The organism is Antribacter sp. NEAU-D49 (assembly GCF_057158775.1).
On record NZ_JBXTSN010000005.1, the window covers coordinates 76,104 to 89,566 of the forward strand.

The 13,463-nt window shown below is 73.3% G+C and carries 14 protein-coding genes and 1 riboswitch; of the genes, 6 read left to right on the forward strand and 8 right to left on the reverse strand.

What is annotated here, in order from left to right; genetic code table 11:
• Positions 1-93: 93 nt before the first annotated feature.
• Positions 94-199, reverse strand: a riboswitch (glycine riboswitch).
• Positions 200-259: 60 nt separating this feature from the next.
• Positions 260-1,663, reverse strand: a complete 1,404-nt coding sequence (locus AC060K_RS06185; protein ID WP_483764551.1) for a lactate/malate family dehydrogenase — start codon at positions 1,661-1,663, stop codon at positions 260-262.
• Positions 1,664-1,835: 172 nt separating this feature from the next.
• On the opposite strand from AC060K_RS06185, the gene AC060K_RS06190 reads away from it, so the two are divergent.
• Positions 1,836-2,327, forward strand: coding sequence for a P-loop nucleotide/nucleoside kinase family protein (locus tag AC060K_RS06190; protein WP_483764552.1), 492 nt, complete (start codon positions 1,836-1,838; stop codon positions 2,325-2,327).
• Positions 2,328-2,367: 40 nt separating this feature from the next.
• On the opposite strand, the gene AC060K_RS06195 is transcribed toward AC060K_RS06190, so the two are convergent.
• On the reverse strand, positions 2,368-3,273 hold the full coding sequence (locus tag AC060K_RS06195; RefSeq protein WP_483764553.1) for a LysR family transcriptional regulator: 906 nt from the start codon (positions 3,271-3,273) through the stop codon (positions 2,368-2,370).
• A 150-nt stretch (positions 3,274-3,423) separates the two neighbouring features.
• Here AC060K_RS06195 and AC060K_RS06200 point away from each other — a divergent pair, with 150 nt between their 5' ends.
• Together AC060K_RS06200 and AC060K_RS06205 are read left to right on the forward strand one after the other, a co-directional pair.
• Positions 3,424-3,723, forward strand: a complete 300-nt coding sequence (locus AC060K_RS06200; protein WP_483764554.1) for a CBU_0592 family membrane protein — start codon at positions 3,424-3,426, stop codon at positions 3,721-3,723.
• Between the two features lie 48 nt (positions 3,724-3,771).
• Positions 3,772-4,563, forward strand: a complete 792-nt coding sequence (locus AC060K_RS06205; protein WP_483764555.1) for an endonuclease/exonuclease/phosphatase family protein — start codon at positions 3,772-3,774, stop codon at positions 4,561-4,563.
• Here AC060K_RS06205 and AC060K_RS06210 read toward each other — a convergent pair.
• Genes AC060K_RS06210 through AC060K_RS06225 form a run of 4 tightly spaced genes read right to left on the reverse strand, consistent with a single transcriptional unit; the run spans position 4,517 to position 8,305 of the window.
• Positions 4,517-5,134, reverse strand: a complete 618-nt coding sequence (locus AC060K_RS06210) for a DUF2231 domain-containing protein (protein ID WP_483764556.1) — start codon at positions 5,132-5,134, stop codon at positions 4,517-4,519. The genes AC060K_RS06205 and AC060K_RS06210 overlap by 47 nt on opposite strands.
• A complete protein-coding gene (locus AC060K_RS06215) occupies positions 5,131-6,108 on the reverse strand; it encodes a TIGR03885 family FMN-dependent LLM class oxidoreductase (protein WP_483764557.1) in 978 nt (325 codons plus the stop codon). The genes AC060K_RS06210 and AC060K_RS06215 overlap by 4 nt, the downstream gene beginning before the upstream one ends.
• Positions 6,109-6,118: 10 nt before the next feature.
• Positions 6,119-7,897, reverse strand: coding sequence for an alpha-amylase family protein (locus AC060K_RS06220; RefSeq protein ID WP_483764558.1), 1,779 nt, complete (start codon positions 7,895-7,897; stop codon positions 6,119-6,121).
• A gap of 3 nt (positions 7,898-7,900) precedes the next feature.
• Positions 7,901-8,305 (reverse strand): DUF6766 family protein, encoded by a 405-nt coding sequence (locus tag AC060K_RS06225; protein ID WP_483764559.1) that lies wholly within the window; start codon positions 8,303-8,305, stop codon positions 7,901-7,903.
• A gap of 177 nt (positions 8,306-8,482) precedes the next feature.
• On the opposite strand from AC060K_RS06225, the gene AC060K_RS06230 reads away from it, so the two are divergent.
• Positions 8,483-9,829 carry a cytochrome P450 gene (locus tag AC060K_RS06230; RefSeq protein WP_483764560.1) on the forward strand — a complete coding sequence of 449 codons (1,347 nt, stop codon included), beginning with the start codon at positions 8,483-8,485 and terminating at the stop codon, positions 9,827-9,829.
• Positions 9,830-9,858: 29 nt separating this feature from the next.
• On the opposite strand, the gene AC060K_RS06235 is transcribed toward AC060K_RS06230, so the two are convergent.
• Positions 9,859-10,590, reverse strand: coding sequence for a PAS and ANTAR domain-containing protein (locus AC060K_RS06235; protein ID WP_483764561.1), 732 nt, complete (start codon positions 10,588-10,590; stop codon positions 9,859-9,861).
• Between the two features lie 238 nt (positions 10,591-10,828).
• Between AC060K_RS06235 and AC060K_RS06240 the strand changes: the two genes are divergently transcribed.
• Positions 10,829-11,689 (forward strand): SDR family oxidoreductase, encoded by an 861-nt coding sequence (locus AC060K_RS06240; RefSeq protein WP_483764562.1) that lies wholly within the window; start codon positions 10,829-10,831, stop codon positions 11,687-11,689.
• Positions 11,690-11,719: 30 nt separating this feature from the next.
• Positions 11,720-12,238 carry a DUF6328 family protein gene (locus AC060K_RS06245; RefSeq protein WP_483764563.1) on the forward strand — a complete coding sequence of 173 codons (519 nt, stop codon included), beginning with the start codon at positions 11,720-11,722 and terminating at the stop codon, positions 12,236-12,238.
• Between the two features lie 20 nt (positions 12,239-12,258).
• On the opposite strand, the gene AC060K_RS06250 is transcribed toward AC060K_RS06245, so the two are convergent.
• Positions 12,259-13,428: a pyridoxal phosphate-dependent aminotransferase gene (locus AC060K_RS06250; RefSeq protein ID WP_483764564.1), complete on the reverse strand. Its 1,170-nt coding sequence runs from the start codon at positions 13,426-13,428 to the stop codon at positions 12,259-12,261.
• Positions 13,429-13,463: the final 35 nt, after the last annotated feature.

Consider the following 13,463-nt stretch of genomic DNA (forward strand, 5'->3'; position numbering starts at 1 on the left):
TCGTGTGCTCCGTGAGGAGGACGGGACGCGCCGGCTTGCACCGTCGGTGGGCTCCGGCACGCTGCGCGTACGGGAGCCGCTTTCCAGAGTTGCCTCGCCATGACGGTACGTGGGCCTGAGAGATTCCCGGGGAGGTCTTGCTCCTTCGGCGCCGGCCCGGGCCCTGGTGGGCTCGGCCGGACTCTCCCGTCGCGGTTCTGGCGGCATGAAGTTGTGGGCACATCCTAGCGGCCGCCGCGATCCGCTCCCGTCGAGACAGTCACCTCGTCCGGTGCACCACGACCTTGCTCACCATCGCCAGCCGCTCCACGGTGCGGATGAGCGCGTTCGCGCGTCGCTCCCCCGCCCGGAAGGCGAGGGCGACGGTGCCCAGCCGGCCGGCGTGCTCCTGCGTCGCGACGGAGTCGACGGCGACGCCGCGGGTGGCGAACACCGCCGTCAGGGTGGCGACGATGCCGACCTGGTCGGCCCCCACCACCTCGACGTCCACCTCCCAGGTCTGCGTCCCGTGCGGCGGGACCTCGGCGGTCCCGGCCGCCGGCGCCGACGCCGTGCCCGACGTCCGGGCGGACCCGGAGACCTCGGGCCGCACCGGGAGCAGCGACGTGAGCATCGCGTCGATCCCGTGCCCGGACGCGGCGAGCAGCCGTTCCTCGTCCGGCTCCAACGGGTCGAGCAGCACCTGCGTCCAGCCCTCCGGGCCCAGGACCACAGGAACGCCCTGCACCCGGCCGGGTAGCGGCTCGCCGTCGGACAGCAGGACCTCCCCCTCCAGCGCGACCTGGCCGGCCACGACGATCTCCCGCCCGTCCAGGAGCGTGCGCACCAGGTCGACGGTGGCGCCCGCCGTCCCGGTGGGCGTCTTCGCGCCGCTCTGGTGGGTCATGGTGGGCCGGGCGACCATGCGGACGTCGGGCGGCAGCACGTCCACCTCAGCGAACGCGGCGCCGATGTCGCGCGCGGCGAGGGCGTTGAGCCCATCGACCGCCGTCGACACCTCGTCCGCGAACGTGTCCAGGCTGCGTCCACGACGTAGGGCAGCCACCGCCGTCCGCCGCTCCGCCTCGTCCAGGCCCGCGATCCGTACCGTCGACCACAGCGGCACAGCGCTCAGGCCGTGCATGCCGCCCGCGAAGCCCGACACCCGGTGACGCCGGACGCCGAGCGAGAGGGCGATCTCCCGCCGGAAGCGCAGCGTGTCGAGCCAGGCGCCCATGCCGATCACCCGGTGCCTGCCCAGGGCGTCGGCGAACACCGCCACTCCCAGCTCCACCGGGTTCGACACGACGATCACGACCTCGTGCCCCGAGCCGTGCCGCGCGAGCGCGTCGGCGTACGCGGTGAACCCTGCGAGATTGTCGGCCGCGAGCCGCGCCCGGTCCATGCTGGCGCCCACCCGCGCGGGGGCGGTCGCGCCGGCGGCGACCACCACGACGTCGGCCACCACGTCCTCCGGCGAGAGCGCTACGTCGAGGAGCGGGGCACGCTCGTCGAAGGCGTCGACCAGGTCGGTGCGCAGGCCGTGGACCGCGCTCCCGCTCGCCCCGTCGCGCCGGCCGACCAGCTGCAGCCGCGACGTCGGGGACAGCACCCCGTGGGCGATGAGCTGCGTGCAGACCTGCCGGCCCACGTCCCCTGTTGCTCCGAGCACCGCGACGTCCATGACCTGAGCGTACGTCGGGGCTGTGCGGCCCGGCCGGCCGCCGGAGCCGCGCCCCGAGCAGGCGCCTGCCCGTGTGATCGGCAGTTTGGTGCGTGATCGGCAGTTCGAACTGCCGATCACGCACCGAATTGCCGATCAGGCGACGGTCACTCCCCGCGATAGGTTCGCGCTCATGTCGACTCCGACGACGGGCGACCGGTCCCGGGTCATCCTCATGTGCGGGCCGGCGGGCGCCGGCAAGAGCACGTTCGCCAAGGCGCTCGAGGGCCGGGGCTTCGTCCGCCTCTCGATCGACGCCGAGCTGTGGCGGCGGGGCGTGCGCGGCGCGGTGCCCGACGACGAGCGCGACGCCGCCCAGCGCTTCCTCGAGGACCGGCTCGCCGAGCTGGTCGAGGCTGGTCGCGACGTCGTCGTCGACTCGTCGTTCTGGCGGCGCGCCGACCGTGACCACTACCGGGAGCTCGTCACCCGGTACGGCGGCGCCTGCGAGCTCGTGTACTTCCAGGTCGCGCGCGAGGAGCTACACCGCCGGATCGCGCGACGGAACACCGGGACGGGCGCCGACTCCGTGCACGTGGACGCCGCGACGCTCGACCGGTACATCGACGGCTTCGAGGTCCCGACGCCGGACGAGGCACCGGTCGACCCACGCGACGTCGTCTGAGGCCGGGTGCGCCAGGCCCCCGCCGCGCCGCGCCCCGCGCTCAGGCCAGCTCCAGACTCCTCGCCACCGCCACCATCTCGTCCACCACCGCCTGCACCGCCGGACCCGGCTCGTGCCGCGACGACCGGTGCCGCACCACGAGCCGGCGTGAGCCCAGCCCCGGCAGACCCACGACGGTCACGCCGGGTGCCACCTCGCCCTGGAGCGCGAGCGCCGGCAGCATCGCGACGCCCTGCCCGGCGGCCACGAGGGCCAGTGCGGTGTCGAAGTCGTAGTAGGCGTGCCGGGTCGTGAACGACGTGCCGAGCGTCCGCGCGAGCCGGCGCAACGCACGCTCCGCGGCGGTGCCGGACTGGGGCGCCACCCAGGCGACGTCGGTCAGGTCGTCGATCCGCTCGGGCGTAGGCCCCGCGGCCGGGACCACGACGCGCCACGGCTCCTCGAGCAGCGGCACGTCGTGAGCACCACGGGGCGCGGGCGCGTCCACGTCGACGTCGCGCTCCAGCACGACGGCGTCCAGGTCGCCCGCGCGCAGCATGCGGAGGGAGTCGCTGGGGTCGTGCTCACGGACGTCCACCACGATGCCCGGGTGCCGCTCGGCGAGCGGGCCCAGCATAGGGGCGACCACGGCGCGGATCCCGGTCTGGAAGGACCCGATGGCGACCCGGCCCGTGACGTCCTCGCCCAGGGCGGCGATGGCCTGCCGGGCCTCCACGAGCTCCGCCTCGATGCGCTCGGCCGCCTCGGCGAGCACCCGGCCGGCCGGGGTCAGCGTGACGCCGCGCGGCCCGCGCTCCAGCACGTCGATGCCCTCCTCGGCCTCGAGCCGGGCGATCTGCTGCGACACCGCGGAGGGCGTCAGCCGGAGCACGTCGGCCGCCGCGAGGACGCCGCCCGCGCGGTGGACGGCGAGCAGGAAGGCGAGGCGCCGGGGGTCGGTTGCCATGTAGCGATGCTACATGGTCCGTGCAGGATCATTCGATTGTGCTGAACGCATGGTTGAGTCACCATAGTGGTGGCGCCGGACCGGTTTCACTCCTCCTCAGGGCCGGCGCCCACACTCTCCCTACCGCACGTCGCCCCTGGAGCCCTTGTCATGTCCTCGCTCACCCTCGTGGTCACCGCGCTCGGCTGGGTCGGCGCCGTCGCCGGCGTCCTGGCGTACGCCATGGTGAGCAGGGGGCGCTGGCGCCCTGACTCGCTCGCCTTCCAGCTCACCAACCTCTCGGCCGCGGGCACGATGATGCTCGTCGCCGCCGTGAACGGCGTCTGGCCGTCAGCCGTGGCGAACCTGGCGTGGGTGCTCATCGGCGGTGCCGCCGTGGCGGCCATGATCCGGTCCCGGCGTCGCGCGCAGGCCCCGGCGCACTCGCCGTCCGCCGCCGAGGTGGCATAGGCAGTTCTGCCCCTGGCGAGGACCCGGTCCTGCCGGGAGACTCGGGGCATGATCCGCCTCGCCACCTTCAACGTGCAGCACGGCCGTGGCGCCGACGGCGTCGCGGACCCCCGCCGTCTGGCGCGCGCGGTCGCCGCGCTCGACGCCGACGTGGTGGCCCTGCAGGAGGTGGACCAGGCCCAGTCGCGCTCCGGCTGGGCCGACCTCACCCTCCTCGCCGCAGAGGCGTCGGAGGCTGCGGACCATCGCTTCGTGCCCGCGGTGGCCGGCCCGGTGGGCAGGTGGGGTGTCCGGCGCCGGGCGCGCGGCGACGAACCGGCCCGCGTGCCGGGCTACGGGATCGCCCTGCTGACCCGGTACCCGGTCCGCGCGTGGCACCGCCTGCGCCTGCCGCTGGCGGTCCCGTGGCTGCTCGGCCGCGGGCAGGTGGCCCGCGACGAGCCGCGCGCCGCCCTCGCCGCCGAGCTGGACACGCCGGAGGGCCCGCTCACCGTGGTGTGCACGCACCTCTCGTCCGGCCGCACGGGACACAACGTGGTCCAGCTCCGCTACCTGCAGGACGCCCTGCGGGTAGCCCCCCGGCCGCTCGTGCTGCTGGGCGACCTCAACCTGCGCGGCGAGATCCCGCAGCAGGTCACGGGCTGGCGACCGCTCGCGACCGCCTCGACGTACCCGAACGCGCGGCCGCGGTTCCAGATCGACCACGTGCTCGCCGACGGCGACGTGGTCGCCGCGGGCGAGGCGGTGTCCGTCGACACGGGGGTCTCCGACCACCGCGCTCTCGTGGTGGACGTCAGGCTCGCTCCGGCACCCCCGGCGTGGGCACCACCGGTTCCTTGAGGACGAGCGTGAGGTGTCCGCCCAGGTAGCCGCTGACGACCGCCAGCGTGCCGCCGGTGAGGGCGGCCCACTTCCCGAGCAGGTGGTGGTCACGCCGCCGGAGCATCCACGAGGACAGGTACGACACGGTGACGAGGCTGTTGAGCGCCGCGTGGGCGGTGGCGACCCGCCGGGAGCCGCCGGAGGTGCGCGTCCACTCGGCCAGACCGGTCAGCGCGGTGGGGAGCCCGAACAGCAGCCCGGCGCCCACGAGGCGGCGCGAGGCTCCGGCGAACTGCCGCGGCCCGGTGAGGTCCAGCACGGCGGACGCCGTCCAGCACCCCAGCGGGAGGTCGGTCAGGAGCGGGTGCAGCGCGTGCCCCAGGGACCTGCCGAGGAGCAGCTCGCGCACCTCGCCCTCCGGCACGGCCTTCTGGGCCAGCTTCGCGAGGTAGGCGGAGAGCCGGTCCAGCATCTCCTCGTGCTCGAGCGCGCGGGCACCCCGGAGCGCCGCGGGCTCCTCGCGCCCGTCCCCGAGCGGGGGCGGTTCCTCGACGGGGTCCGGGAACGGTCGAGGCGGTGTCGTGGTCATGCGGACTCCTTCAGTCGAGGCAGCACCTGCTCGCCGAATGTCTTGACGAACTCGTCCTGCCGCTGTCCCACGTGGTGCAGGTAGAGGCGGTCGGCGCGGAGGCCGTCCCCGAGGTCCACGAGACCGGCGAGGTAGTCCACCGCCGCGTCCACGTCCGCGCAGGCGAAGACGCCGCGCCGCACCTGCTCCACGCCCACGCCCTCGGCGAGCGCGTCGAAGTCCGCCGGCAGCGCCAGGTCCCAGGTGGCCGGCGGCCCGGCGGCGTTGGTGCGCCACTGCTCGACGGCGAGCCGTTCCGCCTCCTCGACCGTGCTCGCCCAGGAGAGGTGCACCTGGAGCGAGACCTCGCCGCGGCCGCCCGCCTCGCGGTACGCGCCGACGACGCGCCGGAGCTGCTCGCGGGGCTGGTTGGTGGTGATGAGGCCGTCCGCCCAGTCGGCGTGCTCCGCCGCGGCCTCCGGTCCGATCACCGGCAGGATCAGCTGCGGCGCCACGTCCGGCAGCGTCCAGACGCGTGCCCGGTCCACGGTCACGAGCCCGTGGTGGGTCACCTCCTCGCCGGCGAGGAGCGCGCGGATCACGTCGACGCACTCCCGCAGGCGGGCGTCCCGCTGCGGCTTGGGCAGCCACGGGTCGCCGGTGATGTGCTCGTTGACGTTCTCGCCCGACCCCAGCGCCGTCCATACCCGGCCGGGGAACATGGCGGCAAGCGTCGCGATCTTCTGGGCCACGACGGCGGGGTGGTAGCGCTGGCCGGGAGCGCACACCGTGCCGAAGCTGAGGCCGGTCGACGCCAGTGCGGCCCCGAGCCACGCCCAGGCATACCCGGAGTGTCCCTGGTCCCGGCCCCACGGGGCGAAGTGGTCCGAGCACATGGCGGCCTCGAACCCGCACTCCTCGGCGAGACGGACGGCGTCGAGCAGCTCACCGGGGTGGATCTGCTCGTGCGACGCGTGAAAGCCGACGACGGTCATGACGCTCCTCTCACTCGGGCCGGTGCACCGCGCGGTCGCGCGGGCGTAGCCACCGATAGCCGTAGCCGCGCAGCGCGATGGTGGGGCGCTCGCCCGTGGGCGGGTCGTACGGTTCGTCCGCGAGCACGTCCACGAGACCCTCGCCGTTGACGGGCGGCGGGTCCTCGATCGCGTCCAGGCGTCCGGTCTGCGCGCCGTTCGGGCCGACGGCGTCCGGGCCGTCTCCCGGGCGCCGGCCTCCCGACCGCGTCCCCGACACGTTGGCCGATCCCTCCGGCCTGAGGGTGACCTCGAGGTCGTCGGGCCCCAGGTTGGCCAGCATGGTCACGGTGGACTCCCCCAGCGTGTAGCGCACCGCGAGGACCTGGTGCGCCGGGCCGTCCTGGGTGCAGGCCTCGAGGCGCTCCGGGATCACCAGACCGGTCTCGCGGAGCGCGAGACGGGCGCGCACCATGCTGCTCACCTTGCTCAGCAGCGAGCCGGGGTGCACCTGCTGGTCGTACACGTTGACGTTCTCGGGACCGTACGAGCCGGACACCATGGGCGCCACGAGGTCGTCGGGCTGCGCTGTGGAGAACCCCGCGTTGGGGCCCGACGTCCACTGCATGGGCGTCCGGGCGGCCTCCCGCTCGGGGCGGTCCAGGTCGTCGCCCATCCCGATCTCGTCGCCGTACCGCAGGATCGGCGGTCCCGGCAGCGACAGCAGCACGGCGTGGGCCAGGGCGATACGGCGGACGTCGCCGTCGAGCATGGGCGCGAGCCGACGCCGGATGCCCCGCCGGTACGCCTGCATGTGCTTCTGAGGCGCGAACGCGTCGAAGACCTCCTGGCGCTCGTCGGCGGTGAGCCGGCTGAGCGAGAGCTCGTCGTTGTTGCGGAGCCACTGCGCGTACTGGGCGTGCACCGGCGGGTCGGGCTGCTCGGCCAGCGCGTACCGGATCGGACGGGCGTCCTGCCTCGCCAGGGACAGGAAGATGTGGTTGTTGGCCCAGAAGTCGAGCAGCATCGTCAGGCCGTCACCGCCGCCGAAGTAGTCGGCGTACGCCTTGGGCTCCACGTCCGCCTCGCCCAGCAGGACCGCGCCGGGGTGCTGCGAGGTGATGAGGTCGCGCATGTCGCGCACGAGCCACAGGCCGTCGTCCGTCGGGTCGGCCGCGCGGGCGCGCTCGACCATGAACGGCACGGCGTCCACGCGGAACCCGGAGACACCCAGCCGGAGCCAGAACGTCATGATCCGCTCCAGCTCGTCGCGGACGCGCGGGTTGTCGAGCGCCAGGTCCGGCTCGAAGGAGTAGAAGGTGTGCCGGTAGAACTGCTGCGCCTCCTCGTCCCACGTCCAGACGTCGTCCTCCGCGTCGGGGAAGACCTGCTCCACGCCCGTCTTGACCGGCTCGTCGGACCAGACGTAGTAGTCGCGGTACGTGCTCTTCCGGCTCGACCGTGCCTCCTGGAACCAGACGTGCTGGTCCGACGTGTGCTGGGCGATCAGCTCCGTGATCACATGGATCCCGAGGTCGTCGGCGGTCTCCATGAGCCGGGCCATGTCGGCGAGGTCGCCCAGCCGTGGGTCGACGGCGAGGTGGTCGGACACGTCGTAGCCACCGTCCCGGAACGGGGACTCGTAGAACGGGAGGATCCAGAGCGCCGTGGCGCCCAGACCGCGGAGGTAGTCGAGACGGTCGGTGAGGCCGCGGAGGTCGCCGCACCCGTCGCCGTCGGAGTCGTAGAAGAGGCGCGGGTCAGCCTGATAGATGACGGCGTTCGCGTACCAGCTGGAGGTGACGGACATGCGTCACCTCGTCCCGGCGGCGACCTCGCGGGCCTCACGGTCGAACTTTGTGGGGTCCAGGCCGTTCTTCTCGAGCAGCGCGTCCAGCTTGGCCTCGACCCGCGTCTCGCCCTCGCGCGACTGCGACGAGCCCCAGAAGTAGAGCAGCGCGAGCCCGGCGGCCTGCCACACGAGCTGCAGGAACTCGGACTGCCAGTTCTCGAACGTGGAGGCCAGGAAGTCGGGCCAGTACTCGGCCCACGAGAAGGACTCACCGTGGTCGGAGGCTTCGTTCCCGAACCGGATGGCCTGGAAGACGAACTGGCCCACCCAGGAGAACAGGAAGAACGCGCCCGTCACGAGCCCGAAGGAATATGCCCGGTGGAACGGGGGGCGGGACTCGATCTCGTCAGCCTGTGCTTCGCTCATGACGCCTCCTCAGCAGCAGCCGTGGGCGCCCCGTGGCTTGAGACGACCACCCCCAACGTAGGACGAATCGGAAGCGCTCGCGCGGCCGTCGTCCGCCTCTCGTCGTCCTGGCGTGCGAGTGGTCGACCCGTCACCCACGGTGGTTCGGACCGGACAACACCCGACCCAGGGAGCGCCATGACCCCCGTCGACCTGTCGGCCGCCGAGCGTCTTCGCGTCCTGAGGGACGTGCTCGGGCCGCTGGTGGCGCAGGGCGCCATCGTGCGGCGGCCGGCGGTGACGGCCTGGGCCGAGCGCCGCCAGTCGGACCGCAGCCTGATCCGCACCCTCGCCGACCTGCGGCGGCGCCACGACGGCGCGCCCCTCGTGGTCCGCCTGGGCCCGCGGCGCATCGTCCTGGTCACGCGGCCCGACGACGTCGCGCGGCTCCTCCAGGGCACGCCCGCCCCGTTCTCGGCGGCCACGCGCGAGAAGAGGGGAGCGCTGAGCCAGTTCGTGCCGCACGGGGTGCTGGTGTCCTCGGCCTCGGACAGGGAGCTGCGGCGACCGGTCAACGAGGCCGCCCTCGACACGGGCCGGCCGGTGCACGGGGACGGGGAGGTCATCGGCACGGTGGTGGACCGTGAGGCAGACCGCGTCCTCGCCGCCGCCCGCGAGCGCGGGGCACTCGACTGGCGCACGTTCACCGAGGGGTTCCAGCGGTCCGTCCGGGAGATCACGCTCGGCCCGGCCGCCCGGGACGACGTGGGGCTGACGGACGACCTGGCTGCGCTGCGCCGCGCCGCCAACTGGTCGTACCTGCACCCGCGACGTCGTCGGCTGCGGCAGGCCTTCGAGAACCGGCTGCACCTCTACGCCCGGGGCGCCCCTCCGCGGACCCTGCTGGGCCGGGCGGTCGCCCGGGCGGAGGCGGACGGGACGACGCCGGTGGCCGACCCCGCCGGCCAGGTGGGGCACTGGCTCTTCGCGTTCGACGCGGCGGGCATCACGGTGTTCCGTGCGCTCGCCGTGCTGCTGTCCCGGCCCGAGGACCGGGCGCGGGTTCTCGCGGAGGGGGCCGACCCGGCGTCCGACACCACGCTGCCCTTCGCGCGCGCGTGCGTGCTGGAGGCCGTGCGGCTCTGGCCCACCACCCTCGTGGTGCTGCGGGAGTCCACGGAGCCCACCACCTGGGGCGAGCGCGAGCTGCCTGCCGGGACCGGCTTTGCGGTGGCGAGCACGTTCTTCCACCGGGACCGCGAGCGCCTGGACTTCGCGGACGCGTTCACGCCCGGCGCATGGCTGGACGGCCGTGCCGCCGACGACTGGGGGATCGTGCCGTTCAGCGGTGGGCCGGCAGTGTGCGCCGGGCGTGACCTGGTCCTGCTGGTCGCGTCGCGTTGGGTCACCCGCCTGGTGGCGGGCGACCTGTCGTTCGACCGTTCCGTCTATCTCGCCCGGGAGAAGCTGCCCGTCACCGTGGACCACTACGGTCTGCGGTTCCGGGCCGGGGGCGAGCCTGGTGAGGGGGCCGGTGCCGGATGAGCTGGGATTCAGCCGGCGACGGCCCCGGCTCAGCCTGCGGCAGCGACCGGGGGTGCGGCGGGCGGGGCCGTCGCGTTCTCCTCGGGCGCCATGGGCGCGGACAGGAAGTCGGTGATCTCCTGGCCGGCGGGGAACACCGTGATCCCCGGCCGCGAGAACCATTGCACGAGCCAGTCGGCGAGGTCCCGCACGGGGACGTTGGCCGCGTTGGACGCGAGGCGGAGCCGGTCGAAGGCCTCGTCGGCGTCGATCCCGTACACGACCATGAGCACCCCCTTCGCCTGCTCGATGACCGCTCGCCGCTTGGCGGACGCCTGGATCGAGGCCGTGGCCTCGCGCTGCGCCGCCTCGCGCTGCGCCTCGGTCACGTCGATGAAGTAGCCGATGAGCTCGACCACCTCGCCCGTGGCGGGATCACGCCGGCCCTGACCCGTCACGGCGAGCGTGCGGATCTTCCCGCGGGCGTCGTAGATGCGGTGGACCGAGCTGAAGGGCTCGCCTGTCGCCGCCGCATGGCGGAGCACCCCATCGACCCGGGCTCGGTCGGCGGGGTGCTTGTGGGACAGCATCAGCTCGGTCGTGGGAACGATCTCGCCCGGCTGGAAGCCGTGCATGGCGTAGACCTCGTCGGACCAGGACCAGTTCCCGGTCGCCAGATCGAGGCGATACCGACCGACCGGAGGACGATCACCGGCGGCGAGTGCGGCCTCGAGGTTCTCGTCCGGAGGGGGGACCGCACTGAGGCGGGCGCTGGAGGTCACATTGGTCTCCCTCGTCTGTGCACAGGAGGGGCCGGTTTCTGGACCCCTTCGTATCAACGGCCCACGCAGCGGTTGGGCCAAGGACCGGTGCTCCTCGACCCTACTTGACCGGGTGAGGAAAAGCAGGTCGTGAAGCCCCTTCACCAAGACCCGCGGCCGGAACCGGCCTACCGTGGGAGCAGGTCGAGGACAGGCCGACAGGTCGAATCACCACGTCACCGAGACGGAGGAGGACGGCATGAGCCAGGACCAGAACTTCCCCCCGCAGCAGCAGGAACCGCCGGGCTCGACGGAGAAGATGAACCCGCGGCCCGACCATGGCGAGACCAGCTACGAGGGCAGCCACAAGCTCACCGACAAGAAGGCGCTCGTCACGGGCGGCGACTCGGGGATCGGGCGGGCCGTCGCCATCGCGTTCGCCCGCGAGGGCGCCGACGTGGCGATCTCGTACCTGCCCGAGGAGGAGTCCGACGCCCAGGAGACCGCCGAGTGGGTGCGCAAGGCGGGCCGCCGGTGCGCGCTCCTCCCCGGTGACCTGCGCGACGAGCAGACCGCCCGGCAGACGGTGCGGACCGCCGTCGAGGACCTCGGCGGTCTCGACGTCCTCGTCAACAACGCCGGCTACCAGATGGCCCGCCGGGAGTCGTTCGCGGACGTCACGTCCGAGGACCTCGACCGGACGTTCAAGACGAACCTCTACGCGCTGTTCTGGGTCACCCAGACCGCGCTGGAGCACCTCGGCGAGGGCGGCGCCATCATCAACAACTCGTCGATCCAGGCGTTCGAGCCGTCGACGACGCTCCTCGACTACGCGGCGACGAAGGCCGCGATCAACAACTTCACGGTGAACCTCGCGGCAGAGGTGGGCCAGCGCGGCATCCGCGTGAACGCCGTGGCGCCCGGGCCCATCTGGACGCCGCTGCAGCCCGCCACCCAGGTGGAGGAGAAGGTGGCGTCGTTCGGATCCGACACCCCGCTGGGGCGTGCGGGCCAGCCGGCGGAGCTCGCCCCGGCGTTCGTCTTCCTCGCGTCGCAGGTCACCGCGTCGTACGTGTCCGGTACCGTGCTGGGCGTCACGGGCGGCAAGCCCGTCTTCTAGGCGGGTTTCTCCGGGTCGACGATCAGCGCGGTGGCGGACATCACGGAGGTGGCGATGGCTGACGAGAACACGACGGGGCGGGCCCTGCAGCACGACGGCCGGGAGGAGTCACCGGCCCAGCGGGCCGACCGCAACTGGAACGAGCTCCTCCAGGAGCTGCGGGTCATGCAGACCGGTGTGCAGATCCTTACCGGCTTTCTGCTCACCCTGCCCTTCCAGCCACGGTTCGCCGAGCTGGACGACTACCAGCGCGGGGTGTACCTCGCCCTCGTCCTGACGTCGGTGGCCGCCACCGCGCTGATCGTCGGCCCTGTCAGCGTGCACCGCGCGCTCTTCCGCAAGCAGCTCAAGAAGAGCATCGTCGACGCGGCCGACCGGATCACGCGGTTCGCGCTGTTCGTCCTGGCGCTGGCCGTGACGGGCACGGCGGTGCTGATCTTCGACGTGGTGGTGGGCCGCACCGAGGGCCTGGTCGTCGGCGGCTGCGTCCTCGTCGCCCTCCTGGTGCTGTGGGTGGCGCTCCCGGAGGTGATCCGCCGCCGCGCCTGATCCGGCGGCGGCAACGGACCTCAGAGGGTCTTGTGCCAGGCGATGATGCGCTCGGTGGCGCGTGCGACCACGTCGGACGCGGCGGCGAACGAGAGCCGCACCCAGTCCCGGCCGCCCACGCTGTCGAAGTCGGTGCCCGGGGTGATGGCCACGTTCGCCTCCGCGAGCAGCCGCTCGCAGTAGGTCACCGAGTCCAGGCCCGTCCGGCTGACGTTGCCGTAGAGGTAGAACGCGCCGTCGGCGGGCGCCACCGGCGACCAGCCCAGGTCGGGAAGCCGGTCCAGGAGGGCTGTGCGCGACGCCGCGTACCGCTGCACGTTCGCCGCCGCGGCGGCGTAGCCCTCCACGGTGAACGCGGCGATCCCCGCGTGCTGGGCGAGCGCCGGAGGCGAGAGAGCCACGTTGCCCGCGAGCGCGCCCACCGGGCCCACCAGCTCGGCGGGCAGCACCAGCCAGCCGAGCCGCCAGCCGGTCATCGCCCAGTACTTGGAGAACGAGTTGACCACCACGGCGCCCTCGTCCGAGTAGGCGACGGCCGTGGCCTGAGCCACCTCGTCCGAGTAGGCGATGCCGTGGTAGATCTCGTCGCTGATCAGCCGCACGTCGTGGTCGGCGCACCAGGCCGCGACCGCGGCGAGCTCGGCGGGCGTGATCATGGTGCCCGTCGGGTTGGCGGGGCTCGCGACCACGAGGCCGTCGAGCCCGCCGCCGTAGTACGCCTCCTGCAGCTGGGACACCGTGGGCTGGTAGCGGGTCTCAGGCCCGCAGTCGAGCTCCACGACCTCGCAACCGAGCGCGGCGAGGATGTTCTTGTAGGCGGGGTAGCCGGGCCGAGCGAGAGCCACGCGGTCACCCACGTCGAAGGCGGCGAGGAAGGCGAGCAGGAAGCCGCCGCTCGAACCGGTGGTCACGGCGATCCGCGCGGGGTCCACCTCGATCCCGTACCAGCGTGTGTAGTGGGCCGCGATCTCCGCGCGGAGGGCGGGCACGCCGAGCGCCTCCGTGTAGCCCAGGTCAGCGGTGCGCAGCAGCTCAGCGGCCCGCTCGCGCACCACGTCCGAGGCGCCCGTCGAGGGCTCCCCCACGCAGAGGTTGAGGACGTCCTCGCCCGCCGCACGACGGGCGTTGGCGGCCGCGAGCACCTCCATGGCGGCGAACGGCGGGACGTGGGACCGGCGCGAGACCTTCATGCGCCCATCATGCCCGCCGCGGCTCGCGGTAGCGT